The following is a 24,815-nucleotide window of genomic DNA, read 5'->3' on the forward strand; positions in this document are numbered from 1 at the left end:
TCCCGTGAGCATCGAAGACACGATCAACGCCGTGCCCGAAACCGTCCGCAACACGCCGGGCCTGGGCAAATCGATGGCGAAGTGGGCCGCGCTGGGCGCGGTGGTCGCGATCCCGCTGCCCTTCACCATGCCGCTGGGCGCGGTGGCGGGCGCGACCTACGCCTATTGGAAGCGCAACCGGAAACCGGCGGCCTGATCGGCGGATGCGCTGCCCCTTCTGCGCCCATGAAGACAGCCAGGTGAAGGACAGCCGCCCCACCGAGGATGGGGCGGCGATCCGGCGGCGGCGCCAGTGCGAGGCGTGCGGCGCGCGCTTCACCACCTTCGAACGCGTCCAGCTGCGCGAACTGACGGTGCTCAAGTCCGAGGACCGCCGCGAGCCGTTCGAGCGTGACAAGCTGATCCGTTCGGTCTCGATCGCGTGCCGCAAGCGGCCGATCGACGCCGGCCGCATCGAACAACTGGTATCGGGCATCCAGCGCCAGCTGGAGACCGCCGGCGAGCCCGAAGTGCCGTCGGCGCGGATCGGCGAACTGGTGATGGAGGGGCTGAAGGGTGTCGATTCGGTCGCCTACATCCGCTTCGCCAGCGTCTACAAGGACTTCACCGAAGCGAAGGACTTCGAGGAATTCGCCGGCAGCGTCGAGGAAGCGGGACGGGAGTGATCTAAAAGCCCGTTCGTGCTGAGCTTGTCGAAGCACCGCTCTGTGATCCGCAAGCGAGGCCGCCGCGGCACGAAGTACGGTGCTTCGACAAGCTCAGCACGAACGGTCACGGTGGCTGCTTCTAAGCCGCGACCGCGACATCCTCGCCGATCGCGGCCTCCAGCAGCCGTTTCTCGATCGCCTTCAGCCGCTGGCCGGTGATCTTGTCGCCGGTCAGGTCGGTCACATAGAAGGTGTCGACGGCGCGCTCGCCATAGGTGGCGACATGCGCGGACCGGATCGTGACCCGCGACTGGAACAGCGCGTTGGCGAGGTGATGGAGCAGCGCGGGGCGGTCGCGGGCGTTGACCTCCACCACGGTGAAGCGGTTTGACGCGTTGTTGTCTATCAGCACATTGGCCTGGACGGCGAAGGCGTCGGCGCGCGGACGTGGCGGCGCCTTGGCCTTCAGCCGGTCGCGCAGCTTCACCCGGTTCGCGAGCGCATCGGCGATGCCGGTTCGAATGCGTTCGAGCTGGCCGGGGTCGGCGAACGGCCGGCCCAGCGGGTCCTGGACCAGGAAATTGTCGAGCGCCATGCCGTCGCGCGTGGTGTGGATGCGCGCATCGATTATGTTGCCGCCCGCCGCGTGGATCGCGCCGGCGATGCGATAGAACAGGCCCGGATGGTCGGCGGCATAGACCGTCACAAGCGTCGATCCGCGCTCGGTATGCGGGCTGGTCTCGATCGACAGCTCGGTCTTGCCCGCCGCCTCGATCAGGCGGAGGTTGCGTTCGAGAACATCGGTCGGCTCGGCCACCCAATAGGCTTCGGGCAGACGGCGCACGACCGCCGCCAGACGCCGGTCGTCCCAGCCGAGCGCCGCGGCGATCTCGGCCTGCTTGGCGGCGACCCGCTCGCCGCGGCCGCGCTGCTTGTGGCCCAGCCGCAGCACCTCCTCGGCGCCTTCGTACAGGTTGTGGAGCAGCTGGCGCTTCCACCCGTTCCAGATGCCGGGGCCAACCGCGCGGATATCGACGATGGTCAGCACCATCAGCATCATCAGCCGCTGCGGCGACTGCACCTGTTCGGCAAAGTCGAGGATCGTCTTGAAATCCGACAGGTCACGCTTGAACGCGGTCGCCGACATCAGCAGATGGTATCGCACCAGCCAGGCCACCGTCTCCGTCTCCGCCGGGGTCAGGCCGAAGCGCGGGCACAGACGCTCCGCCACCTCTGCGCCCAGCACCGAGTGGTCGCCACCCCGCCCCTTGGCGATGTCGTGCAACAGGACGGCGACATAGAGCGCGCGGCGCGCCACCACCTGCGGCAGGATCGCGGTGGACAGCGGGTGATCGTCCTTCAGCTCGCCCCGCTCGATGCGGCTGAGCAGCCCGATCGCACGGATCGTGTGCTCGTCGACGGTGTAGTGATGATACATGTCGAACTGCATCTGCGCGACGACGCGGCCGAAATCGGGCACGAAGCGGCCGAACACCCCCGCCTCGTTCATCCAGCGCAGCACCTTTTCGGGATCGCGGCGGCCCGCGAGCAGATCGACGAACAGCTCGTTGGCCCGCGAATCGCCGCGTACCCCGTCGACCAGCCGCGCGTCCCGCGACGCCGCGCGCATCGCCAGCGGATGGATTTCGAGCGCATTCGCCTCGGCCAGCGTGAAAATCTCGATCAGCCGCACCGGATCGGTCCGGAAGAAATCGTCGGACGGCAACGCGAGGCGCCCGCGATCGAGCACGAATCCCTTGAGGTTCGCCGGCCGCCGCCGGATCGTCGGCAGGCCGAAGCGGCGCCCGCGCGCGGCGAATTTCTCGTCGAGGTGGGCGAGGAACACGCCCGTAAGGTCACCGACCGCCTTGGCCTGGAGGAAGTAGAATTGCATGAACCGTTCGACCCGCGACTTGCCGGGCCGATCGGTGAAGCGCATCCGTTCCGCGATCTCGCGCTGGAAATCGAAGGTCAGCCGGTCCTCGGCCCGGCCGGCGATCAGGTGGAGGTGACAACGCACCGCCCACAGGAAATCGTCGGCGCGGTGGAAGCGGCGATATTCCTCGCGCGTGAACAGGCCGGCATCGACCAGCTCGGCGGCGCGCCCGACATGGTAGGCGTACTTCCCGATCCAGAAGAGCGTGTGGAGGTCGCGCAGCCCGCCCTTGCCCTCCTTGACGTTGGGTTCGACGACATAGCGGCTGTCGCCCATCCGCGCGTGGCGGGCGTCGCGTTCGGCCAGCTTCTCCGCGATGAACGCGCGCGCCGTATCGGCCTGCACCTCCGCCTTGAAACGGCCGATCGCCTCGTCATGCAGCGCCTCGTCGCCCCAGACGTAGCGCCCTTCGAGCAGCGCGGTGCGGATCGTCACGTCCGCCTTCGCCTGGCGCACCATCTCGTCCAGCGAGCGTGACGAATGACCGACCTTCAGCCCCATGTCCCAGAGGGCATAGAGCATCGATTCGATCACCTGCTCGCTCCACCCGGTCTGTTTCCAGGGGGTGAGGAAGCCGATGTCGATATCCGAATGCGGCGCCATCTCGCCACGGCCGTAACCGCCGACGGCGACCAGCGTCATCCGTTCGGCGGCGGTGGGATTGGTGTTGCGATAGAGCCGCTGGACAGTGAAATCCCACAGCAGGCGCAGCAGCTGGTCGGTCAGGTAGGCGCCGGCATTGGCCGCCTCCAGCCCGCGCGACGGATGCTCGGCGAGGCGACCCGCGATCTCCGTTCGGCCGGCGTCGAGCGCCGCCTTGAGCAGCACGGTGCCCTCGCGCCGCAGCGCCGCCGAATCCTTCGCCTCGATCGCGGCCAGCGCATCGGCGACCGATCGCCGATCGATCAGCGCGCGGCGATTGGGGACGTGATCGAAGCGGGACATCGTTCGGCCATACCTGTCCTACCTCCGTCATCCCAGCGAAAGCTGGGATCTTGGGCAGCCAAGGCAGGTCTACTCACTTGAGACCCCAGCTTTCGCTGGGGTGACGGCACTGCGGCTACCCCGCTTTCGCCACGCCGACGAGCGCTGGTCGCAGCAGGCGATCCTTGAGCACATAGCCCGCCTGAATTTCCTGCACGACCGTACCCGCCTCGGCATCGGCGGTCGGCACCTCGAACATCGCCTGGTGGCGGTTGGGATCAAGCTTTTGCCCGATCGCCTCGATCCGGGTGATGCCGTGGCGGGCGAAGACGCTGTCGAGCTCGCGGCCCGTCGCCTCCAGCCCGGTGACCAGGCCTTTCAGCTTTTCGTCGTCGCGCAGTTCGGCCGGAATCGCCTCCAGCCCGCGCGACAGATTGTCGGCGACGGACAGCAGGTCGCGCGCGAAGCCGGTGACGGCATAGGCGCGCGAATCCTGTGCTTCCTTCTCGGCGCGGCGGACCATGTTCTGCGCGTCGGCGCGGGCATAGAGTACGGCGGCTCTGGCCTCGGCCAGTTCGGCCTCCAGCTTCGCCACATGATCATGGTCGGCGACTTCGGGGGCAGCGTCGGCGGTGTCGCCGCGCAGATCGACGGCATCGGCGGTCAGGCCGGCGTCTTCGGTCTTGGTGTCTTCGGTCATGCTGTCCGTTCTAGAGAATTGGCGTCACGCCAGCAATCGCGCGAGCGTCGCGGCGGTGAAATCCACCATGGGAACAACTCGTGCATAGTTCAACCGCGTCGGGCCGATCACGCCGACCACGCCGACCACCTGACCGTCGAGCGCGCGGACCGGCTGGGCGATCACCGACGATCCGCTGAGTGCGAACAGCTTGTTCTCCGATCCGATGAAGATGCGCGCCGCCGCGCCCTCCCGCGCCGAATCGAGCAGGCGGGCGATTTCCTCCTTGCCCTCCAGCTCGTCGAGCAGGCCGCGCACCCGTTCGAGGTCGGCCGCGGCGCGCGGATCGATCAGGTTCGCCTGGCCGCGCACGATCAGCACCGGGCGGCGATCGCCGTCCTCGCTCATCACCGCGATGCCGCGTTCGACGAGCGCGCGGGTCGCGTCGTCCAGCGCGGCACGCTCGGCGGCGATCTCGCCGGCGATGCGGCGGCGCACATCGGAAAGCGTCTGCCCCACCGTATGCGCGCTCAGGAAATTGGCCGCTGCTTCCAGCGCGCCGGGCGCGAGGCCGGGCGGCAGGTCGATCACCCGGTTCTCGACCGATCCGTCCTCGCCAACCAGCACCGCCAGCGCACGATCGCCGCCCAATCCGACGAAGCTGAACTGACGCAGCCGCGGCTCGCGCTTGGGGACCAGGACGAGGCCCGCGCAAGCCGACAGGCCCGAAAGCGCGGCGGTGGTCGCGGCGATCGCCTCCTCGACCGGCCCGCGCGCGCTGGCGCCGGCGTGGATCGCGGCGCGTTCCTGCTCGCTCGGCGCGACCGCGTGCATCATGCCGTCGACGAACAGCCTCAGGCCCGTCTCGGTCGGCATCCGCCCGGCGGAGGTGTGCGGCGCCGCGAGCAGCCCGGCTTCCTCCAGATCCTGCATCACCCCGCGGATCGATGCCGGGGAGAGGTTCAGCCCCGGCAACCCCGCCAGCGTCTTAGAACCGACCGGCGTGCCCGAATCGAGATAGGACTGGACGACGAGCCGGAAGATGTCGCGCGCGCGGTCGCTCAGCTCGGGAAAAGGGGGCGTCACGCGAGGCAATCTAGGCACAGGCACGCCGCGCGGCTAGGGCAGCGGAAAATCACGGAGATTCTCATGCGACCTTCCGGCCGTGCGCCCGACGAAATGCGCGCCATCACCATCACGCCCGGCTTCACCCGCCATGCCGAAGGGTCGGTGCTGATCGGCTTCGGCGACACCAAGGTGCTCGTCACCGCCTCCGTTGAGGAAAAGGTGCCGCCGTTTCTGCGCGGCAGGGGCGAGGGCTGGGTTACCGCCGAATATGGCATGCTGCCCCGCGCCACGCACACGCGCGGCAGCCGCGAGGCGGCGAAGGGCAAGCAATCGGGCCGGACCCAGGAAATCCAGCGGCTGATCGGCCGCAGCCTGCGCGCCGTCACCGACCTGAAGGCGCTGGGCGAACGCCAGATCGTGCTCGACTGCGACGTGATCCAGGCCGACGGCGGCACGCGCACCGCCTCGATCTCCGGCGCGTGGGTCGCGCTGCGCATCGCGGTCGACAAGCTGCTGGCAGAGGGCAAGCTGACGACCGACCCGATCCTGCACAAGGTCGCGGCGGTCAGCTGCGGCATATACCGGGGCACGCCGGTGCTCGACCTCGATTACCCCGAGGATTCGAATGCCGAGGCCGACGCCAATTTCGTGCTGCTCGACGACGGCAAGATCGCAGAGGCGCAGGCGACGGCGGAAGGCGCCTGTTATGACGAGGAAGGGCTGCTGCGGCTGTTGCGCCTCGCGCGGATCGGCTGTTCGCAGATCTTCGCCGCGCAGGACAAGGCTTCCGGCCGGTGAGCGGAGAGGGTCGCGATCCCCAGGCGATCCGGCGGCTCGCGCCGGGTCGGCTCGTCATTGCCAGCCACAATGAAGGGAAGGTGCGCGAGATCCGCGACCTGCTCGCGCCCTATGGCATGGACGTCGTTTCCGCGAAGGAGCTCGACCTGCCCGAGCCCGAGGAGACGGGCACGACCTTCGTCGCCAATGCTGAATTGAAGGCGATGCAGGCGGCCGACCTGTCGGGCCTGCCCGCGCTCGCCGACGACAGCGGGCTGTGCGTCGAGGGGCTGGGCGGCGACCCCGGCATCTTCTCCGCGCGCTGGGCCGGGGAGGCGAAGGATTTCGACCTGGCGATGCGGCTGGTCCACGAGCATCTGGCCGCCAAGGGGCCGGACACGCCGCGCGACGCGCATTTCATCGCCGCGCTGGCGCTCGCCTGGCCCGATGGCCATGTCGAATGGTTCGAGGGGAGGGTGGACGGCACGTTGGTATGGCCACCGCGCGGGGCCAACGGCTTCGGCTATGACGCGATGTTCCTGCCCGTAGACGGCGAACAGACGTTCGGCGAGATGGAGCCGCAGGCGAAGCACGCGATCAGCCACCGCGCGGACGCGTTCCGTCAGCTAGTCGCGGCCGTCTTCTGAAACGAAAAGCGGCCCGGCAGGGGAACTGGCCGGGCCGCAGGATGCGCCAGATCTGGGAGCTTCCAAGCGCAGATCGGACTATATCCTACTCTCGAAGTAGGAAAATGGTAGCGGTGCTTTGGCCGGCGATAGCTCCGCTATCCGGCCGGCACCGCCACCCTTTCTCAGTGCGCGTTGGTGACCGTGGTGGTCGTCGTCTCGGTCGTGGTCAGCGTCGCGTCCACGCCGTTCGCCACCGCGTCTGCGCCGTTGAGCGTATCGACCGCGGTCAGGTTCGCATCGACGGGCGCTTCTTCGAGCAGCACTTCGTTGGTGGTGACGGTGGTGTTCTCGGTGGTGGTGGTGCCGCCGCAGGCAGCCAGACCCAGCGAGGCGGCGGTCAGCGTGGCAATGACGATCGACTTCTTCATGCTGTATTCCCTTCCGTGTTCGTAACCGGCGCGGTCGCCTGTGCAGCGGCCGTCCCCCACTCGCCAATTGAGTGCCGCGGTGGTCTAGCGCCATTCCCACCTTGTTGATGGGATAGAAATTCTTTTGGGCTCGACAGCATGCGACGGCATCGCGCAGTGTTACCGTCATGATCGGACGGATGATTGCGCCGCTGACCCTTGCCGCGGCCACCCCCGCGCTGGCCCATGCGCAGGCTCCCGAACGGCCGCCATGCCGCGAGGTGGGCGACGTTGCCGTCCTGACCATTGACCCCGCGACCGCCGCTCGGCTCGCCCCGATCGGGCTCGACCGCGCCGCCATCTTCGAGCGGATGCGCGAGACGTCGATCCCCGAGACGATGGGCTGCTGGGCGATGCCGGTCGGCAATTTCGACAGCCAGTTGATCTCGGTCGGCATGTCGCAGTGGAACTACGGCACCGGCAGCCTGCAACCGTTGCTGGCGGCGTGGCGCAAGGGCCTCGGCCGCCACTATCGGCGCACGCTGAAGGCGCTCGCGCCGACCTATGGCAAGCTGCTGTTCTCGAAGGACTGTCGCGCGGTGCCGGTGCGCCAGCGCTGCCGCGACGGCATCCTCGCCGCGCATGGACCGGACGGAAAGATCAACGCGGTGCTGATGGCGGAGCTGACCGCGATCTTCGAAAGCGACGCGATGCTTCAGGTCCAGCTCGACTCCTATCTGCGCCTGCTCGACGAGGTGCGCGGCGAACTCGTCCGCATCTGGCCGCAGGGCCCGTACACGATGCGCAAGGTCCGCTGGGCGATCGACACCCGCGTGCAACAGAAGAGCTTTCCGAACGACGAGGACATCGCCCGCCTGCGCGGCAAGCTGGCGGTACTGCCCGAGGCGGAGAGGCCGGCGAAGCTGCGGGCGATTCTCGGCTGGTATCAGGGCCTGGCGCAATCCGCCGACCAGGACGGGATCGGCCGCGACTGGGCGTGGAACGTCGCGCAATGGAACTGCCTGATCGATCGCGGGCGGATCGACCCCGAACAATATGAGATGCTGCACCTGACGTTCCTGCGCAGCCGTACCGCGACGGGCAATTCGGGGCGCTGGCAGGCGCTGACCTTCTCGCGCCGGGCAAAGATCGTGCTGGGAACCGGCAGCGTCAGCGGGGTACGCGACGGCGGCTGTGAATAGGGTCGCGCGACGCCGGTTGCCCCGGCCGAATCCCCCGCTATCGTCGCGCCCGTGAAAGCGCAGTTCGCAACCCTCGACTGGGTCGTCGTCGCCGCCTACGTCGGGGTGCTGATCCTCGGCGGCTGGGCGTTCTCCCGCCGCAAGAGCGGGGACGCCGACGATTATTTCCTCGCCAGCCACAGCGTGCCCGCATGGCTCGCCGCCATCTCGGTCCTGTCGGCGACGCAATCGGCCGCGACTTTTCTAGGCGGGCCGGACTATGGCTATCGCAGCGACTATACCTACCTTGGCGGGGTGCTCAGTTCGGTGCTGGCGGCGGTGTTCGTCGCGCGGGTGCTGATCCCCCGTTTCTACGCGGCGCGCGTCACCACGGTGTACGAGTATCTGGAGCATCGGTACGACCGGCGGGCGATGCGCTGGGCCGGCGGCATGTTCCTGGTCGGCCGGGTGCTGGCGATGGGCGCGCGCGTTTATCTCGCGGCGATCGCCATCGCGATGGTGATGTTCTCCAGCGTGGACGCGACCAGCATCATCCTGGCCGCCGCCGCGGTGATGGTCGCGGCGTTCCTGTTCACCTTCGTCGGCGGCCTGCGCGCGGTGCTGTGGAACGACCTGATCCAGTTCGCGATCTACATCGGCGCGGCGGTGGCGGTGGTGATCTTCCTGCGCATGTCGATCCCGGCGAGCAACGGCGAGATCGTCGAGGCGCTGCGCAACAGCCCCGGCGGCGTCAACAAGCTGTTGCTGTTCGACACATCGACCGATCTGGCCAAGCCGTTCACGCTGCTGACGATCTTCACCGGCCTGTTCCTGCTCAACGTCGCCAATGCCGGTCTGGACCAGGATACCACCCAGCGGCTGCTCGCCTCGCCCGACGCCAAGACGGGCGCGCGCGGCCTGTATCTGTCGGCGCTGATGTCGATCCCGATCATCGCGATGTTCATGACGATCGGGGTGCTGCTGCACATCTTCTACGACCGGCCCGAGGTGATGGGCACCGCCAACGCCGCCGCGGCGACCTTCTCGGGCGAGAAGGTGACGATCTTCCTCCACTATATCCTGACCCAGATCCCGCCCGGCCTGCGCGGGCTGGTGACGATCGGGGTGACGGCGGCGGCGGTGGCGACGACCAATTCGGCGCTCAACGCGATGTCGTCGGTGCTGATCTCGGACTTCTACCGCCCGTGGCGCGAGAAGCGCGGGAGCGCGCCGCAGATCCATTACGTCCGCGCCGGCCGCTGGGGGATGGGCGTGGTCGGCATCGCGATGTTCGCGATGGCCGTGCTCAGTTTCTACTGGCAACGCTATACCGACACCCCGCTGCTCGAATTCGCGCTGTCGGTGATGAGCTTCGCCTATGCCGGGCTGCTCGGCATCTACATCGCGGCGGTGTTCACCACGCGCGGCACCACGGGGTCGGTAATCGCCGCGCTGATCGGCGGCTTCGTCGCGGTGCTGCTGCTCCAGCCGTGGTTCGGCGCGATCGCCGGCTACACGGTGCCGAAGCTCGCTTTCCCTTACCAACTCTGCTTCGGGACGGCGGTGGCGACGCTGATCGCCGTGCTGCCGCGCGGGGTCAGCCGCCCGACGGCCGCCGCTCCACCCGCGGGGCCGGCCGGGTGAGCAGCGCCAGCGCGATGGTGAGCGACAGCGACAGCAGCGCCGCCGCCGTGATCGCGCCGGCCAGCGATCCGGTGCTGGCCACCGCGCCCAGCACGCCGCCGCACAGGAACCCCAGCCACAGCACCAGATAGGGCGCCCACGCCAGGCGAGCGCCCGTCCCCATCAGCGCTGCCGCCATATGCTGGCCGCACCGCACCAGCGTGCCGGTCATATAGGTCAGGCCGATCGATACCTCGCCGTCGCGGTGGAACACGCCGTTTTCCGCCCCCATGGCAAAGGCAAGCAGCAGCAGCGCGGGCATCGGCTGGCCCAGCCATGCGCACAGCGCGGCCGTCGCCAGCGCCAGCGTGGCCAGCGCCATCACCGGCGGCTTGTGGCGGCGGTCGAACCGGTGGGCGACGACGGTCGCGGCGATCACCCCCGACAGGAACATCAGGATCAGCCCGCCGGCCATCCGGGCCGCCGCCCAGTCGCCGTGTCCGATGCCAATCCCCAGCCGCGTCGTATTTCCGCTCATGAACGAGGCGAAGAAACCGACGAGTTCGATCCAGGCGACGGCATCGACGAAGCCGGCGAGCGCCGCCAGCGCGGTCGCCATGACGATCATCGCGGGGGACGTCCGGGTCACGCCCGTCCGATAGCCGCTCCCCGCGCCCTGATGCCACCCCTTTTCGGCGAACCGTCCCGGTTGCGCAAAGTCGCCGGGGCGCATAGCGCTGGTGCGGCATGATCCGGCGCGCGCTTCGCATCCTGTTCTGGTCGCTGCTCTGGCTGGTCGCGCTCGCCGGGCTGGCGGTGACGATCGTGCCGCGCTTCCTCGACCGCATCTATCACGACGGGCCGGCGACCGGCCATTTCGACGGCGCGCGATTCCTCAATCCCGGCATCGACGACACCCGCCACGTGCCGACCGGCGGCAGCCGCGCCGGCTTCCTGTGGAAACAGGCGACCGGCGACGATGACCGCCCGGAATGGCCCGCATCGGTGCCGGTCCGCCCGTCGAAGCCCGCGCCGCGCGTCGAGGGTGACCAGATGGTGGTGACGTGGATCGGCCACGCCACCGTGCTGGTGCAGACGCACGGCCTCAACATCCTGACCGATCCGGTGTGGAGCGACACCGCCGGCCCGTTCGGCATCGGCCCGCGCCGGGTGACCGCGCCGGGCGTCGCGTTCGACGACCTGCCGAAGATCGACGTCGTGCTGGTCAGCCACAACCATTACGACCACCTCGATCTCGCGACGCTGAAGCGCCTGTGGGACCGGGACAGGCCACGCATCGTCACCAGCCTGGGCAACGGCGCGATTCTGAACGGGGCGGGGATCGATTCGACCGCGCTCGATTGGGGCGGCAGCGTGCCGGTGGGACCGCAGGCACGCGTCCACGTCACCCGCAACCACCACTGGACCAGCCGCTGGTTCGTCGATCGCAACCGCGCGCTTTGGTCCAGCTTCGTCGTGGCGCTGCCCGGCGGCAACCTGTTCTTCGCCGGCGATACAGGCTTCGGCGACGGGCGCTGGCCGGCGGAAGCCGCGGCGCTGGGGCCGATCCGCCTCGCGCTGATCCCGATCGGCGCGTTCCGCTTCGAACCCGGCCAGATGCGCACCGGCAGCCATATCGGACCCGTGGAGGCGGTCGAGGTGTTCCGCCGGCTGGGCGCAGCGCGGGCGATCCCGATCCACTGGGGTACCTTCCGCCTGAGCTATGAGGCGCGGGACACGCCGCCGCGCCTGATGGCGGCGGCGCGCGACTGTGCCGGGATGGCGCCGGATCGCTTCGCGGCGGCGCAGGTCGGCCAGCCGGTCAGCGTGCCGCCGATCGACGCCCCGCTACCACCAAGCCCCGCTACCGACGCGGCCGCGATGGCGCGCTGCCTCGACACGCCCGCGGTGCGCGCGTTACGCTGATCGGCAGGATCCATGTTCCGTCGCGGCGCGCCCCCCTATTACGTCACGTCCCCCGACCGGCTCGGGCTGGCCCTGGCGTCGGGCTCCGGGATCATGGGGGTTCTGGCGGCGGTGCTGTCTGCGTTGGGCGGCGAGCGGGCGCCAGCCGCGATCGGCGTGATCGCGATCGGCGGCGCGCTGATCGCCTGCGTCGGGATCGTGCTGGTGTTCGGCCCCGTCTGGTTCGCGCTGCACCGGGCGGAACGGCGCGGGCCGCTGACCGCCGCGGCGGTCGCCGGCACGCTCGCCTTCGGCCTCACCACCATCGCGCTGATGATCGGCAGCGATCCGCGCGAGGCTACGCTATGGGCGATGGCGGCGATCACCGCCCTGCCGCCCGCGCTCGCCGCTGCCGCGACCGGCGCGGCGATGCAGCGGATCGCCTATCGCCGGCTGCTGTGAACGGTTATTCCGGTCCGACGCGGTACGCGCACACCTTGTTGCCCGCCGGATCGCGGAAATAGGCGCCGTAGAACTCCTGGTCGCCCACCCCGCCGCGCAGGCCGGGCGCGCCCTCGTCGCTGCCGCCCGCGCCCAGCGCCACGGCATGGAGGTGATCGACCCCCGCCCGCGTCGGCAGCGGCAGCGCAAGCATCGTGCCGTTGCCCGGGTGCGCCGCGCCGCCGTCATAGGGTCGGGTCACCGCAAGCATCGGCTTGTCCCGCCCGGCGCCATAGAGGGTGAAGCCGCGCCCGTCTGGCAGCGTCGTCAGCCGCTTGCCGCCAAGCGGAGCCGTCACCGCGTCCCAGAACGCCAGGCTGGCGTCGATATCGTTCGCGCCGATCACCGAATAACCGATCATGTCGCCGTCCCTCCCCGTCAGGCGTCGCAGGCGCCGAGGCGCTTGCCGGCGACGGTGGACCGCACGGTCATCTTGCCCGCACCGGGCACCGCCATCTCCATGACGTTGCCGACCTTGTATTCGGTCGCGGCGAAATCGCCGCTGGTCGTCATTTTGACGGCATCGGGCTGGCCGGCGGGCGAACAGGTCATCACCGCGTCGATCCGCCCTCCCGCCATGCTGAACCGGTCGTAGCGGCATTCGCCATTGTCCTTGCCGGAGAACAATTCGCCGGTCGGCTTCTCCGCCATCTCCTTCGTCACGCAGCTTGTGTGGACCTGCCCGGTGCCGGACGCCATCTGCTGCTTCATCATCGCCGCGGCCTGCGGCGGCATGCCGGGCGCCTCCGCCGAATCGATCGTCACGCGGGTTTCCCACTTGCCGGGTTCCATCTTCACCGCGCCCTGCGCGGCGGCGGCGACCTCGGCGATGGAGGCATTCTCGGCGGTGACGGTCGGCTCGCCGCCGCAGCCGGCAAGCGCCAGCAGCAGGCCCGCCGGCAGGACGATGTTACGCATGATATCCCCTCTCGATCGCGTTGCGCGGATGGGCGAGGATTCCCATATTCTCGCGCGATGGCAATCCAGATTCGCACCAGCCTCGACGAGCCGGAAACCGGCCAGTCGTTCGTGCCCCACCGTCCGGCGCGCCCGCCCAAGGCGGAAGGGGGCAGGCGGTTCGAGATCGTCAGCGATTACCAGCCGTCCGGGGACCAGCCCACCGCGATCGCGGAGCTGGTGTCGGCGGTCGAGGCGGGGGAGCGCGACCAGGTGCTGCTGGGCGTGACCGGATCGGGCAAGACCTTCACCATGGCGCAGGTGATAGAGCGGGTACAGCGCCCCGCGCTGGTGCTGGCGCCCAACAAGATCCTCGCCGCGCAGCTCTATGGCGAGTTCAAGAGCTTCTTTCCCAACAACGCGGTCGAATATTTCGTCAGCTATTACGACTATTACCAGCCCGAGGCCTACGTCCCCCGGTCCGACACCTACATCGAGAAGGAAAGCTCGGTGAACGAGGCGATCGACCGGATGCGCCATTCGGCGACGCGGGCGCTCCTCGAACGCGACGACGTCATCATCGTCGCGTCGGTTTCGTGCCTGTACGGCATCGGATCGGTCGAGACCTATTCGGCGATGATCTTCGACCTGAAGAAGGGCCAGGTCGTCGACCAGCGCGAGATCATCAGGAAGCTCGTCGCGCTCCAGTACAAGCGCAACGACGCGGCATTCCAGCGCGGCAATTTCCGCGTGCGCGGCGACAATCTGGAGATATTCCCGTCGCACTATGAGGACACCGCGTGGCGCGTGTCCTTCTTCGGCGACGATATCGAGGAGATCGTCGAGTTCGATCCGCTGACCGGCAAGAAGGTCGCGTCGCTCGACTATGTCCGCGTCTATGCCAACAGCCACTATGTGACGCCGGGCCCGACGCTGAAGCAGGCGATGGAGGCGATCAAGTTCGAGCTGGCCGACCGGCTGACCGAGCTGGTGACCGAGGGCAAGCTGCTCGAGGCGCAACGGCTGGAGCAGCGTACCAACTTCGACCTCGAGATGATCGCCGCGACGGGATCGTGCGCGGGTATCGAGAACTACAGCCGCTTCCTGACCGGGCGCATGCCCGGCGAACCGCCGCCGACCCTGTTCGAATATCTGCCGGAAAACGCGCTGCTGTTCGTCGATGAAAGTCACCAGACGGTGGGCCAGATCAACGGCATGTCGCGCGGCGACCACCGGCGCAAGATCACGCTGGCCGAATATGGCTTTCGCCTGCCGTCGGCGATCGACAACCGCCCGCTCAGGTTCAACGAATGGGACGCGATGCGTCCGCAGACCACCTATGTCTCCGCGACGCCCGGCGACTGGGAGATGGAACAGACCGGCGGCGTCTTCGCCGAACAGGTGATCCGTCCGACCGGGCTGATCGATCCGCCGGTCGAAATCCGGCCGGTCGAGGAGCAGGTCCAGGACCTGATCCAGGAGTGCAAGGCGACCACCGACCTTGGCTATCGCACCCTAGTCACCACCCTGACCAAGCGGATGGCCGAGGACCTGACCGAATATATGCACGAGGGCGGCATCAAGGTCCGCTACATGCATAGCGACGTCGAGACGCTGGAGCGGATCGAGCTGATCCGCGACCTTCGGCTGGGCGTCTACGACGTGCTGGTCGGCATCAACCTGCTGCGCGAAGGCCTCGACATTCCCGAATGCGGCCTCGTCGCGATCCTGGACGCGGACAAGGAGGGGTTCCTGCGTTCGGAAACCTCGCTGATCCAGACGATCGGCCGCGCCGCGCGCAACGTGGATGGCCGGGTGATCCTTTATGCCGATCGCATGACCGGCAGCATGGAACGCGCGATCAACGAGACGAACCGCCGCCGCGAGAAGCAGCAGGCGTATAATATCGAACACGGCATCACGCCGACGACCGTCAAGAAGAACATCGGCGACATCATCGCCCATGTCGCGTCGAGGGATCAGGTGACGATCGAGATCGACGAGGACCGGCCGCACATGGTCGGCCACAATCTGCGCGCCTATATCGAGGCGCTCGAGAAGAAGATGCGCGACGCCGCCGCCAACCTCGAATTCGAGGAAGCCGGGCGTCTGCGCGACGAGATCCGCGGGCTGGAGCAGGAGGAACTCGGTCTGCCCGCGTCGGACCACAAGGCGCCGCTGATGGGCCGCAGCAACGAGGGCAAGCCGGGCACCCGCAAGACCCGCTACGGCAAGATGCAGAAGATGCGGATGGGGGGGCAGCGCAAGGGGCGGTGATGCCCTCGCCGGTAGCCGACGGCCTTCGCCCCGGCGGATCACGCGGGTCCGCGCTTAAATAGGGCGGGAGTCCTCGCGCGCCCGGCCGCGCCGGTCAGGTGCCGGCGTCGCGATACTTCTCGCGCATCGCCATGTGACGGCGATAGCTGGTATCCATGTGCCGGCGTGCGGCGTCGCGCGCGGCCTCTGTATCGCGATCGGCGATCGCCTCACAGATGGCGCGATGTTCGGCGTTGATCGTGCGGGCATAGTCGCGCGGCGTCATCGCGCCGACCCCGTCGAGGTAGAGCCGCCGCGGCGGCACCAGGCGGATGCCCAGGAAATCGGTGAAGCGCACGAAATAGGCGTTGCCGGTCGCGCCGGCGATCGCGGCGTGGAACCGGGTGTCGATCGCCATCGAGCTGTCGAGATCGTCGCTCGCGTCCATTTCCGCGACCAGCGCGCGCAGGATCGCGACCTGGGCGTCGTCGCGACGCTCTGCGGCGAGGCCGGCCATCTCGGTTTCCAGCGCCATGCGCATCTCCAGCAGGCGCAGCACGTCCTCGATCGCGACCAGATCCTCCGGCACGACCTGGAAGGCGCGATACTGTGCGTTGGCGGGCACATAGGCGCCCGATCCGCGCCGCGATTCGAGCAGGCCCTGCGCCGCGAGCCGGGCGAAAGCCTCGCGCACGACGGTGCGGCTCACCCCAAACCGCTCGGTCAGGTCCTTTTCGGTAGGAAAGCGCGCGCCGGCCCGCATTCGGCCCGATTCGATCTCCGAGACGAACTGGATCACCAGATCGTCGGCCAGCGACGCCGCCTTGGTCGGGACGCTCATGCCGACAATGCCCCGTCGGGATCGCGCAAGGCGGCCCCGGCGTCGCGCAACGCCCGGTAGCGTTTGAGCGAGGTCGTCATGTGCCGCCGCGCCGCGCGGCGGGCGGCGGCGGGATCGCGCGCCAGGATAGCGGCATGGATCGCCTCATGATCGCGATTGATGGCGCGGGCATAGCGCCGGTGCGTCGCCGGATCATTGGCGTGAAGGTACAGCCGCCGCGACGGCACCAGGCGAACCCCCAGGAAATCGGTGAAGCGGACGTAGTAATCGTTGCCGGTGGCGCGGGCGATGGCGGCATGGAACGCGGCGTCCGCTGCGATCGAGGCATCGACGTCGCGGCTGTCGTCCATCGCCGCCAGTGCCGCGCGGATCGCGGCCAGATCGCTGTCGGTGCGGCGTTCGGCGGCGAGGCCGGCCATCTCCACCTCCAGCGCGATGCGCATTTCGAGCAGGCGCAGCACATCGTCGATCTCGGCGACTTCCTCCGCCGTCACCTGGAACGCGCGGAAGCGGGCGCCGTCGGCGACATAGGCGCCCGATCCACGGCGCGACACCAGCAGGCCGCGCGCCGCCAGCCGGGCGAACGCCTCGCGCACCACGGTGCGGCTGACGCCGAAATCCTCGGTGATCTCACGTTCCGTGGGAAAGCGCGACCCGGGCGGCATCGCGCCGCGATCGATCCGTTCCTCGAACCGGGCGACGAGATCGTCCGCGAGCGATGCTGCCTTGGTGACGGCCATGATGGTCACGCTAACAGTCCATCCTCGTCACTGGCTAGCCCTGCTGCGCGGCGCGGCGAAATCGGGTGACTGCGCCGCGACATGCGCGTCCCACGCGGCACGGGTCGCGAACGCCGATCCACGATCCCAGGCGGCGCCGGCATAATAGACCAGCGGGCGACCCGGCGTCGCGCGGACGAGGATCAGGTAATTGTCGGCATCCTCGGCGAAACCCGCGAAGGCGCCGGGATCGACCATCACGGCCGCCGCCATCGTGCCGCGCGCGGGATCGGTCGGCCCCCACCAGACGAGCCGGGCGCGCGGCGCGTCCTTCGTCACCTGTCCCAGCTGAAAGCCGCCGATCGGACGTTTCGAGATGCCGATGCCGACGATCAGCGGCCCCGCGCGGTTCGACGTGAGCGTCGAGACCATCTGCGTGAAATGCGTTCCCGCCGGCAGGGTGAAGCGCCGCGTCTCGCGCACCCAGCGGCCGACATCGACCGGCCATGAGGGGTAATCGACGGTGAAGTCCGCGACCTGCGGCCCCGCGCTCAGGATGCGGGCGCGGACGTAGTTGCGCGACGTCCACAGCTTGTTGTCCTGCCAGATGCCCAGGCCCCCGGTGCCGCGCCCGGTCCCGACATTGTAGAAATCGAGTCCCTCGCCGTGATCGGCGTGCTGGTCACCTGTGCGCAGCTGGCGGTCCATGTACGGCCAGGGCACGCGCCGGCCCCAGGCGTCGATGCCCGACGACGACGGCGGCTCGATCGCCTCCAGCGCGCGGCCGTAGATGCGGTGGGCGGTCAGATCATTTTCCCACAACAGGTCGTCGTGGCGGTAGCCGGCGATCACCACCGCCGCGCGGGCCGTCCTTTCCGCAGGCGTCGCGGCGCGCATCGGCGCACGTTGCTGCGCCGGTGCGGCAACGCCCAGCGCCAGCGCGGCGAGTCCGAGGACGGGCTTCACCAGTTCCACAGCGTTCCATCCTCCAGCCGGTTCACGGGCAGGAACGCGCGCCTGTACTCATGCCTGGCGGCCAGTTCCTCGTCGATGTCGACGCCCAGCCCCGGCGCGTCGCCGGGGTGCATCATGCCGTCCTCGAACGAATATGCGTGCGGGAAGACCGCATCGGTTTCCGCCGTATGCCGCATATATTCCTGGATGCCGAAATTGGGCACCGACAGGTCGAAATGGAGCGCCGCGGCCATCGCCACCGGCGACAGGTCGGTCGCGCCGTGGCAGCCGGTACGGACCTGATAGAGATCGGCCAGCGCGGCGATGCGGCGCAGGTGGGTGATGCCGCCGGCATGGACCACGGTCGCGCGGATATAATCGATCAGCTGGTTCTGGATCAGGTCCTTGGCGTCCCAGATCGAATTGAACACCTCGCCCACCGCCAGCGGCGCGGTGGTGTGCTGGCGGACCAGGCGGAACGCCTCCTGATTTTCGGCCGGGGTCGCGTCCTCCAGCCAGAACGGGCGATAGGGCTCCAGGTCCCGGCCAAGCCGCCCCGCCTCGATCGGGGTCAGCCGGTGGTGGATGTCATGGAGCAGGTGGACATCCCACCCCAGAGCCTCGCGCGCGGCGGCGAACAGTTCGGGCACCACGCGCAGATATTTCGATGTCGACCAGATATTTTCGGTCGGCAGGTCGGCATCGGCGGGTTCGTAGAAATAGCGGTCGTTCGACACGCCGTAGGTCGATCGCATCCCCGGCACGCCGCACTGCAACCGGATCGCCCGGTAGCCTTGGCGCTGATAGTCGAGTGCGGCGTCGATCGTGTCCTGGATCGTCGCGCCGTTGGCGTGGCCGTAGACCATCACGCCGTCACGCGAGGCACCGCCGAGCAACTGGTACACCGGCAGGCCGGCGATCTTTCCCTTGATGTCCCACAGCGCCACATCGACCGCGGCGATCGCGGTCATGGTCACCGGCCCGCGCCGCCAGTACGCGCCCTTGTAGAGATACTGCCAGATATCCTCGATCCGGTGCGCGTCGCGCCCGATCAGGCAGGGGATGACGTGATCCGCCAGATAGCTCGCCACCGACAGTTCGCGGCCGTTGAGCGTCGCGTCGCCGACGCCGGTCGTGCCGTCGTCACATTCGATCTTCAGCGTCACGAAATTGCGCCCCGGACAGGTGACGATCACCCGTGCCGACGTGATCCTTGGCATCGCGTCCCCCGATGGGCCTTTTGGCCTGAGTTGTGTGACAACCTTATTGACAGCCTCGCCGGAAAAGGAAAGAGATATGCTACCGGTGTCAAGCACAATGACGCGCAATTGACCTGTGGGAGAGGGGTGTGAAGCGAGGCTTGGGGTGGCTGTTGACGGGCGCGTTGCTCGCGATGCCGTCGGCGCTGGCCGCGCAGAATCGCGGCATCGCCGAACCGGGGCGCTGGCCTGCGATCGCCGCGTCGCCGCGCGATGTCGCGATCGAACACCGGATCGATCGGCTGCTCGCGGCCATGTCCGTCGAGCAGAAGGTCGGCCAGATCGTCCAGGGCGACATCGCCAGCACCACGCCCGAGGATGTCGCGCGCTATCACCTCGGTTCGGTATTGAACGGCGGCAGTTCCTCCCCCGGCGGCGATGAATTCGGCCCGGCATCCGCCTGGGTAGCGGCGGCCGATGCCTATTATGATGCGTCGATGCGCCCGTCGGGCAGGCTGCCGCGCATTCCCGTCATGTGGGGGTCCGACGCCGTCCACGGCCACAACAATATCGTCGGCGCGACGCTGTTTCCGCACAACATCGGCCTGGGCGCGGCGCGCAATCCCGACCTGATGCGCCGGATCGGCCAGGCGACCGCGATCGAGCTGCGCGTGACCGGGCTGGACTGGACCTTCGCGCCGACGATAGCGGTGGCGCGCGACGATCGCTGGGGGCGCACCTACGAGAGCTTCGCGGAAGATCCGGCGGTCGTACGCGACTATGCGACCGCCTTTGTGGAGGGGCTTCAGGGGCGACGCGGTGCCACGGACTGGCTGCGCGGCCCCCATGTGATCGCTACCGCCAAGCATTTCGTCGCCGACGGCGGCACGCTGGACGGCCGCGACCGCGGCGACGCGCAGATCGACGAAGGTGAACTGATCCGCCTCCACGCCCCCGGCTATGTCGCCGCGTTGAACGCCGGAGTGCAGAGCGTGATGGCGAGCTTCTCCGGCTGGAACGGCGTGAAGATGCACGGCAATCGCAGCCTGTTGACCGGGGTGCTGAAGGATCGCTGGGGCTTCGACGGCCTGGTCGTCGGGGATTGGGACGGGCACGCCAGGGTGCCGGGGTGCACGCCGACCGACTGCCCTGCCGCGATCGCCGCCGGCCTCGACATGTACATGGCGCCGGGCAGTTGGAAAGGCGTGTGGGACTCGACGCTCGCCGCGGTGAAGGCCGGCAGCTTGCCGATGGCGCGGCTCGACGACGCAGTCCGCCGGGTGCTGCGGGTCAAGCTGCGCGGCGGATTGTTCGAGAGCGGACGACCATCGTCGCGGCCCTATGCGGGGCGCTACGAACTGCTCGGCGCCCCCGAACATCGCGCGGTGGCGCGGGCTGCGGTGCGCGAATCGCTGGTGCTGCTCAAGAACGCCGGCGTGCTGCCGCTCAAGGCCGGCGCGCGCATATTGGTCGCCGGTGACGGTGCCGACGATGTCGCGAAGCAATCGGGCGGATGGACGCTGACATGGCAGGGCACCGGCACGAAGCCTGAGCATTTCCCCGGCGCAACATCGATCTGGGCGGGGCTGCGCGACGCGGTGACGAATGGTGGGGGCAGTGCCGAATTGTCGATCGACGGCCGTTATACGACAAAGCCCGACGTCGCGGTCGTCGTGTTCGGGGAAGACCCTTACGCCGAATTCCAGGGCGATCGCGCCGACCTGTTGTTCGACGATCCGAAGGATTCGCTGACACTGCTCCGGCGGCTGAAGGCGGCGGACATTCCCACCGTCGCGCTGTTTCTGTCGGGTCGGCCGCTGTGGGTGAACCGCCACATCAACGCCGCCGACGCCTTCGTCGCCGCCTGGCTGCCGGGCTCCGAAGGTGGCGGGGTGGCCGATGTGCTGTTCGGCAGGGTCGATTTCACCGGAAAGCTGCCTTTTTCCTGGCCAGCCGATGCGACCGGACGGCCAGTCAACGTCGGTGACGCGGACTATCGCCCGCTCTATCCCTACGGCTTCGGCCTGACGCTGAAAGACCGGACGCCCGCCACGCCGATTGCGGAAAGCCCCGGCATCAGCATCGACGCCTCGCCGGTCGGCACGCTGTTCGCGCGAGGCCGGGCAACCGGCGCGCGGCGGTTCCAGATCGACGGCACCGGCGACAGCCCGCAGGCGATCACCGGCGCCACCGACAATGGCAGCATCGCCGTCCGCCCGGTCGATCGTGACGCACAGGAGGATGCCCGCGCAGTCCGCTGGAGCGGCCGGGGCCGCGGCACGCTGGCGCTGGCCTATGCGCGGCCTGCGGACCTTTCCGTCGGCGGCCCGCTGACGATCGCGGTCGAGCTGAAGGTCGATGTCGCGCCCGCCGGACCGGTCACGCTGGACCTGCGTTGCGGCTCCGATTGCAGCGCACGCCTCGACGTCACGAAGCAGCTTGCCGCGCTCGCCGGGCGCGGGTGGACGACATGGCGCGTGCCGCTCGCCTGTCTGCCCGAGCTCGACCGCTCGCGCGTCACCCAGCCGTTCGCGCTGTCCACTTCCGCCCGGCTCGACCTGACGCTGTCGTCGGTCGCCCTCGTCCCGCACAAGGATTCGCCATGTTCCTGAGCCTGCTCGCCCCCATCGCAGTCGCCGCCGCGGCACAACCCGCTGCCCCGCGCCCGGCCGAGATCCTGGCGGTCACGCGCCGCGTCGCCGACTGGCAGCTCGCCCATCGTACCACCTTCGATCACATGCCTGCGGCGCGTGCCAGCGTGCGCAACCCGCGCGACTGGCAGCAGGCGACCTTCTGGGTCGCGCTGACCGAGCTCGCCAGCCGCGACCGGCGCTACCGGCCGTACCTGCTCGACCTCGGCCGCGCGGAGGACTGGCGGCTCGGCAAGAACCCGTTTCACGCCGACGATCAACTGATCGCCCAGGCGTGGATGTGGGCGGCGCGCAACGGCGCGGGCAAGGCGGTGGTGACATCGACGATCGCCTATTTCGAGAACGTCCTGGCAAAGCGACCGAGCGGCAGCCTGGAATTCGTTCCCACCCGTCCGGGCGCTGGCACGTCGGTGTGCACCGATCGCTGGTGCTGGTGCGACGCGATCTTCATGGCGCCGCCGACATTGCTGCAACTCGCCAACATGACCGGCGACCGGCGCTATGCCGATTTCGCGCACCAGGAATTCCGCGCAACCACCGACTATCTCTACGATCCGTCCGAACGGCTTTACTTTCGCGACAGCCGCTTCTTCGACCGGCGCGACGACAAGGGGCGCAAGCTGTTCTGGAGCCGGGGCAACGGCTGGGTGATGGGCGGCCTTGTCCGCATGCTCCAGGCGCTGCCGGCGCGCGATCCGACGCGGCCCTATTACGAGAAGCTGTTCCGCGACATGTCGGCAAAGCTGGTCACCCTGCAGAAAGCGGACGGGTATTGGGCGCCATCACTGCTCGACACCGATGCCGGCACCCCGCCCGAGACGAGCGGAACGGCGTTCTTCGTCTACGCCTTCGCCTGGGGCATCCAGGCCGGGCTGCTCGATGCCAGGACATATGAGCCAGCGGCGTGGAAGGGGTGGGCGGCGTTGGGCCGCGCGGTGCAGCCCGACGGCATGCTCGGCTGGGTCCAGCAGGTCAGCGATCGGCCAGACGCGGTCGCGCAGAAGGATACGCAATATTACGGCACCGGCGCCTTCATCCTCGCCGGCACCGCACTCGCCGATCTCGCCGGCCGGCGAACACGGCGATGAGGCGCGTTCTCGCGCCCGCCGCGCTGCTCCTGCTGCTAGCCGGCGCCGCGCCCGCTGATCGCTGGGCGGGCAGGCCGCACGGCCCGGTCTACCGCGACCGGGTCACGCCGATGGACACGACGGTGCGCGACCGCCTATCGCCGCAGGTCGAACGGCTGATCGAACAGCTGCTGCGGGAACGCCGCGCGATGACGCTCGACGGGGTGAGGGTGTTCGAAAGCGGCGACAAGTTCCTGCCCGGCAAGATCGCCTATGCGATGGCCCATCGCGTCACCGTGCTGGACAAGGGCGATCCGCGCATCGACCGGCGTCTGGGGGACTTCGCCGACATCGCCGACCTGACGGTCGACGACGTCAACGACAGCTGGGGCATCTATTACTATGTCTCGGCGCTCAACATGCTGCATGAGCGCGGGCTGCTGGCCCGTGCCGTACGCCCGGCGACGCTGGCGAAACTAAAGGCGAAGCTCAACTGGCGGCGGTTCGTCGGCGACGATCTCGCCCTCATCGACCTGCCCAACAATTATTACGGCGTCGCCTTTTCGATCGCGCGGCTGCGCTACCGGCTGGGCTGGGAGGATGCCGGAGCGGGTGATGCGCTGTTGGCCAGGATGCTCGATCACTATCGGAAATATTCGGGCGAGTTCGGCTTCGCCGACGAGACCGAGGGCAAGGGCCGGTTCGATCGTTACTCGGTGCTGCTGGTCGGCGAGATCGCACAGCATATGCTGGAAACCGGGCTGACCCCGTCGTCCGAGGTCAGGGGCTGGCTCCGCCGCTCGATCGACGTGATCCTGCCGCGCTTCAACCTGAACGGCGAGGGCTTCGAGTTCGGCCGCTCGATCGGCCCGTACGGGGAAACCGCGATCCTCGAGGTGCTGACCGCCGCCGCGCGGTTGAAGGTGCTGACGCCGACCGAGGAACGCATGGCCTATGCCTTCTCCAGCCGGATCATGGCGCGTTACATGGATTTCTGGATCGACCCGGCGATCGGATCGGTCGACATGTGGGGCCAGGGGCGGCGCACCGATGCGTATCGCGCCAAGCACCGCATCTTCGGCGAGAACCTCAGCCTCGCGCGACAGTATATCTATACCAACGCGATCTGGAACGAGCTGGGCTATCGCGGGCAGGCGCCCGATCCCGGCTATGCGCGGTGGCTCGACACCCTCCCGCGCGTGACGACCACCTGGTTCGCGCGCGGCGAGTATGACCGCGCGCTGCTGACGATCCGCGATCGCGGGCGTGTGATCGGCCTGCCGATCATCAACGGGGCGCAGGGGCAGCACATGAACAGCCCCTATTTCCCGATTCCGCAATCGCCCGGCATGCTGCAGGGATCGGCCGACGGCGCCTTCCCCCAACTGCTGCCGCGGATCACGCTGGCGGACGGGGCGGTGCTTCAGCCGCTGGCGTTCTTCAGGGGCGTTACCGTGACCCGCAACGGCGCGGCGACCGAGGTGCGCTGGCGGCAGGATGCGCTCGACCGGATGGGCGCCAACGACGCGCGCGCCGACACGCGCGTGGCGATCGAGACACGCTATCTTTTCTCGCCCGGCCGGATCGTCCGCGAGGACCGCATCCTGCCGCAGCGAGGCGTGGCAATCCGCGCGATCAACCTGGAATTCGCGAGCTTCTCGACCCGCGTAAAGCGTCCCGGCAAGGATCGCGTCACCTTCGGCGCGGGCGAGGTCGGCAGCTTCGCAACCACCGGCTTCGACGGCTGCACCGCGCGCCCGGCGGACGATCCGCTCTATCGCTCGCCGACCGGGCCGTTCGCGACGGTGGTCCGCTGTATGCGCGGCGGGTCAGCCGCCGGTGCCCCGGCCACCCTGACCTGGACGTTGTCGTACAACCAGGCGCGATAGCCGTTGACACTCCGGCACGCAGTTGTAATACATCTTTTGACACCGGTAGCAGTCGGGTTGCGCGC

Annotated in this window: 23 protein-coding genes; 12 read left to right on the forward strand and 11 right to left on the reverse strand. The window is 68.5% G+C overall.

Annotated features, from left to right (window positions below; all coding sequences use genetic code 11):
* Nucleotides 1-4 precede the first annotated feature (4 nt).
* Together VYI76_RS14415 and nrdR are read left to right on the forward strand one after the other, a co-directional pair.
* Nucleotides 5-196: a hypothetical protein gene (locus tag VYI76_RS14415; protein WP_326525484.1), complete on the forward strand. Its 192-nt coding sequence runs from the start codon at nucleotides 5-7 to the stop codon at nucleotides 194-196.
* 7 nt (nucleotides 197-203) lie between these two features.
* Nucleotides 204-665 carry a transcriptional regulator NrdR gene (gene nrdR, locus VYI76_RS14420; RefSeq protein WP_326525485.1) on the forward strand — a complete coding sequence of 154 codons (462 nt, stop codon included), beginning with the start codon at nucleotides 204-206 and terminating at the stop codon, nucleotides 663-665.
* A 121-nt stretch (nucleotides 666-786) separates the two neighbouring features.
* On the opposite strand, the gene VYI76_RS14425 is transcribed toward nrdR, so the two are convergent.
* The 3 genes from VYI76_RS14425 to hrcA all read right to left on the reverse strand — a co-directional run bounded on the left by VYI76_RS14425 (nucleotide 787) and on the right by hrcA (nucleotide 5,272).
* Nucleotides 787-3,528, reverse strand: coding sequence for a [protein-PII] uridylyltransferase (locus VYI76_RS14425; RefSeq protein WP_326525486.1), 2,742 nt, complete (start codon nucleotides 3,526-3,528; stop codon nucleotides 787-789).
* A 115-nt stretch (nucleotides 3,529-3,643) separates the two neighbouring features.
* The gene (gene grpE, locus VYI76_RS14430) at nucleotides 3,644-4,207 is read right to left on the reverse strand and encodes a nucleotide exchange factor GrpE (RefSeq protein WP_326525487.1); all 564 of its coding nucleotides are present in this window, start codon (nucleotides 4,205-4,207) and stop codon (nucleotides 3,644-3,646) included.
* Between the two features lie 24 nt (nucleotides 4,208-4,231).
* Nucleotides 4,232-5,272 (reverse strand): heat-inducible transcriptional repressor HrcA, encoded by a 1,041-nt coding sequence (gene hrcA, locus VYI76_RS14435; protein WP_326525488.1) that lies wholly within the window; start codon nucleotides 5,270-5,272, stop codon nucleotides 4,232-4,234.
* Between the two features lie 63 nt (nucleotides 5,273-5,335).
* Here hrcA and rph point away from each other — a divergent pair, with 63 nt between their 5' ends.
* Complete coding sequence (gene rph, locus VYI76_RS14440; RefSeq protein ID WP_326525489.1) at nucleotides 5,336-6,052, forward strand: ribonuclease PH; 717 nt, start codon at nucleotides 5,336-5,338, stop codon at nucleotides 6,050-6,052.
* The gene (rdgB, locus tag VYI76_RS14445) at nucleotides 6,049-6,678 is read left to right on the forward strand and encodes an RdgB/HAM1 family non-canonical purine NTP pyrophosphatase (RefSeq protein ID WP_326525490.1); all 630 of its coding nucleotides are present in this window, start codon (nucleotides 6,049-6,051) and stop codon (nucleotides 6,676-6,678) included. Before rph ends, rdgB begins: the two co-directional genes overlap by 4 nt.
* A gap of 164 nt (nucleotides 6,679-6,842) precedes the next feature.
* On the opposite strand, the gene VYI76_RS14450 is transcribed toward rdgB, so the two are convergent.
* Entirely contained in the window at nucleotides 6,843-7,088 is a 246-nt protein-coding gene (locus VYI76_RS14450) for a hypothetical protein (RefSeq protein ID WP_326525491.1), read from the reverse strand.
* Nucleotides 7,089-7,255: 167 nt separating this feature from the next.
* On the opposite strand from VYI76_RS14450, the gene VYI76_RS14455 reads away from it, so the two are divergent.
* Both VYI76_RS14455 and VYI76_RS14460 read left to right on the forward strand, forming a co-directional pair.
* Nucleotides 7,256-8,269: a hypothetical protein gene (locus VYI76_RS14455; protein WP_326525492.1), complete on the forward strand. Its 1,014-nt coding sequence runs from the start codon at nucleotides 7,256-7,258 to the stop codon at nucleotides 8,267-8,269.
* Between the two features lie 51 nt (nucleotides 8,270-8,320).
* Nucleotides 8,321-9,892, forward strand: a complete 1,572-nt coding sequence (locus VYI76_RS14460) for a sodium:solute symporter (RefSeq protein WP_326525493.1) — start codon at nucleotides 8,321-8,323, stop codon at nucleotides 9,890-9,892.
* On the opposite strand, the gene VYI76_RS14465 is transcribed toward VYI76_RS14460, so the two are convergent.
* Entirely contained in the window at nucleotides 9,846-10,520 is a 675-nt protein-coding gene (locus VYI76_RS14465) for a YoaK family protein (RefSeq protein ID WP_326525494.1), read from the reverse strand. The genes VYI76_RS14460 and VYI76_RS14465 overlap by 47 nt on opposite strands.
* A gap of 98 nt (nucleotides 10,521-10,618) precedes the next feature.
* Here VYI76_RS14465 and VYI76_RS14470 point away from each other — a divergent pair, with 98 nt between their 5' ends.
* Both VYI76_RS14470 and VYI76_RS14475 read left to right on the forward strand, forming a co-directional pair.
* Complete coding sequence (locus tag VYI76_RS14470) at nucleotides 10,619-11,797, forward strand: MBL fold metallo-hydrolase (RefSeq protein ID WP_326525495.1); 1,179 nt, start codon at nucleotides 10,619-10,621, stop codon at nucleotides 11,795-11,797.
* A gap of 12 nt (nucleotides 11,798-11,809) precedes the next feature.
* On the forward strand, nucleotides 11,810-12,238 hold the full coding sequence (locus VYI76_RS14475) for a hypothetical protein (protein ID WP_326525496.1): 429 nt from the start codon (nucleotides 11,810-11,812) through the stop codon (nucleotides 12,236-12,238).
* A gap of 4 nt (nucleotides 12,239-12,242) precedes the next feature.
* Here VYI76_RS14475 and VYI76_RS14480 read toward each other — a convergent pair whose 3' ends face one another.
* Together VYI76_RS14480 and VYI76_RS14485 are read right to left on the reverse strand one after the other, a co-directional pair.
* Nucleotides 12,243-12,638 carry a VOC family protein gene (locus VYI76_RS14480; RefSeq protein WP_326525497.1) on the reverse strand — a complete coding sequence of 132 codons (396 nt, stop codon included), beginning with the start codon at nucleotides 12,636-12,638 and terminating at the stop codon, nucleotides 12,243-12,245.
* Nucleotides 12,639-12,655: 17 nt separating this feature from the next.
* Nucleotides 12,656-13,195 (reverse strand): DUF3617 domain-containing protein, encoded by a 540-nt coding sequence (locus tag VYI76_RS14485; RefSeq protein ID WP_326525498.1) that lies wholly within the window; start codon nucleotides 13,193-13,195, stop codon nucleotides 12,656-12,658.
* A gap of 57 nt (nucleotides 13,196-13,252) precedes the next feature.
* Here VYI76_RS14485 and uvrB point away from each other — a divergent pair, with 57 nt between their 5' ends.
* Nucleotides 13,253-15,451, forward strand: coding sequence for an excinuclease ABC subunit UvrB (gene uvrB / locus VYI76_RS14490; RefSeq protein WP_326525499.1), 2,199 nt, complete (start codon nucleotides 13,253-13,255; stop codon nucleotides 15,449-15,451).
* A gap of 94 nt (nucleotides 15,452-15,545) precedes the next feature.
* Here the strand turns inward: uvrB and VYI76_RS14495 are convergent, their stop codons facing one another.
* From VYI76_RS14495 to manD, 4 genes are read right to left on the reverse strand one after another with little or no spacing between them, the layout of a single operon-like run.
* The gene (locus tag VYI76_RS14495; protein WP_326525500.1) at nucleotides 15,546-16,271 is read right to left on the reverse strand and encodes a FadR/GntR family transcriptional regulator; all 726 of its coding nucleotides are present in this window, start codon (nucleotides 16,269-16,271) and stop codon (nucleotides 15,546-15,548) included.
* A complete protein-coding gene (locus VYI76_RS14500) occupies nucleotides 16,268-17,011 on the reverse strand; it encodes a FadR/GntR family transcriptional regulator (RefSeq protein WP_326525738.1) in 744 nt (247 codons plus the stop codon). The genes VYI76_RS14495 and VYI76_RS14500 overlap by 4 nt, the downstream gene beginning before the upstream one ends.
* A 27-nt stretch (nucleotides 17,012-17,038) precedes the next feature.
* Entirely contained in the window at nucleotides 17,039-17,965 is a 927-nt protein-coding gene (locus VYI76_RS14505) for a DUF4861 family protein (RefSeq protein ID WP_326525501.1), read from the reverse strand.
* Nucleotides 17,953-19,164 carry a D-mannonate dehydratase ManD gene (gene manD / locus VYI76_RS14510; protein WP_326525502.1) on the reverse strand — a complete coding sequence of 404 codons (1,212 nt, stop codon included), beginning with the start codon at nucleotides 19,162-19,164 and terminating at the stop codon, nucleotides 17,953-17,955. The genes VYI76_RS14505 and manD overlap by 13 nt, the downstream gene beginning before the upstream one ends.
* Before the next feature lie 128 nt (nucleotides 19,165-19,292).
* Here manD and VYI76_RS14515 point away from each other — a divergent pair, with 128 nt between their 5' ends.
* From VYI76_RS14515 to VYI76_RS14525, 3 genes are read left to right on the forward strand one after another with little or no spacing between them, the layout of a single operon-like run.
* Nucleotides 19,293-21,755, forward strand: coding sequence for a glycoside hydrolase family 3 protein (locus tag VYI76_RS14515; protein WP_326525503.1), 2,463 nt, complete (start codon nucleotides 19,293-19,295; stop codon nucleotides 21,753-21,755).
* On the forward strand, nucleotides 21,746-22,882 hold the full coding sequence (locus VYI76_RS14520) for a glycoside hydrolase family 88/105 protein (RefSeq protein WP_326525504.1): 1,137 nt from the start codon (nucleotides 21,746-21,748) through the stop codon (nucleotides 22,880-22,882). The genes VYI76_RS14515 and VYI76_RS14520 overlap by 10 nt, the downstream gene beginning before the upstream one ends.
* The gene (locus VYI76_RS14525; RefSeq protein WP_326525505.1) at nucleotides 22,879-24,750 is read left to right on the forward strand and encodes a hypothetical protein; all 1,872 of its coding nucleotides are present in this window, start codon (nucleotides 22,879-22,881) and stop codon (nucleotides 24,748-24,750) included. Before VYI76_RS14520 ends, VYI76_RS14525 begins: the two co-directional genes overlap by 4 nt.
* The last annotated feature ends 65 nt before the right edge of the window (nucleotides 24,751-24,815 follow it).

Source organism: Sphingomonas sp., assembly GCF_035910975.1.
Classification (GTDB): domain Bacteria; phylum Pseudomonadota; class Alphaproteobacteria; order Sphingomonadales; family Sphingomonadaceae; genus Sphingomonas.